The 1,111-nt window shown below is 40.7% G+C and carries 1 protein-coding gene; it reads left to right on the top strand.

The genetic code is table 11. The features are described from left to right. The coding region (locus KE626_RS34460; RefSeq protein ID WP_211977701.1) for a transposase at nt 1–978 on the top strand (978 nt) is incomplete at its 5' end. Nucleotides 979–1,111 lie beyond the last annotated feature (133 nt).

The raw sequence follows: 1,111 nt of genomic DNA on the forward strand, positions 1-1,111 counted from the left end.
ACAGAAATGGATGACACCGATCCGAGTGGTTTTGATAAGATTGATAGCGAGAAAGTAACGGAAGCGATCAATAAAATAAACGAGGCATTAAAAGATAAAAAGGTTGATAAAAACGTCCGTCAGAAGCTTAACTACGGCAAGAAGCACTGGCCGTCCTCTCTTGATAAATACGAAGAACAGGAAGCCATGATAGGTGATGACCGAAGCAGCATGAGCAAAACAGACCCGGATGCTACGTTTATGCGGCTCAAGGAAGACCATATGAAAAATGGCCAACTGAAGCCAGCTTATAACGTTCAGATAAGTACCAATAATCAATACATTGTTAACTACAGCCTCCACAGGCAAAGTACAGACACCAATACCCTAATCGCCCACCTGGAACAGCATATAAAAACTTACAAGAAAAAACCGGCTAATATCACAGCGGATGCTGGTTATGGCAGCGAACAAAATTACCAGTGGCTTGAATCAAAGCGAATCACAGCCTATGTTAAACACAACCAGTTTGACAGAAAGCAGCGCAAACACAAGAAGGAAAACAAACCCTACTCAGCTGATAAACTAGTTTACGACGAGGCCAAAGACCAGTATCAATGTCCTAAAGATAAGCCGATGAATAATATTGGTACTTATATCAGGCGGACGAAGACCGGTTATCTGCAAACAATAACCAAATACGAAACGGAGAGTTGTAAATATTGCCGGTTAAAGGAATTATGCCACCAGGCCAAAGGCAACAGGGTAATCGAGATTAATCACAATCTGAAACGACTAAAATCCAGGGCAGATAAGCGGCTAAAAACAAAGCGAGGCATAGCAAAACGCAAACAACGGTGTTTTGATGTAGAATCTGTGTTTGGTAACATCAAACAAAATCACCACTTCAGAAGATTTATGCTTCGTGGCATCGAAAAAGTCGAAATAGAGACCGGATTATTGGCTATGGCGCATAATCTTAGGAAGAAAATCGCCTAAAGAACTTAAAAAAGAGGGCGAAAATATCAAATTGATCTAAAGATCATCATTTGAATATATGATACACCACCTGGGTTGGTATAACCACATAAAATTATAAAGGGGGCATCTCATAAGTTTTGAGACGCCCCCT

This window comes from Chitinophaga hostae (genome assembly GCF_018224885.1).
Taxonomy (GTDB): Bacteria; Bacteroidota; Bacteroidia; order Chitinophagales; family Chitinophagaceae; genus Chitinophaga; species Chitinophaga hostae.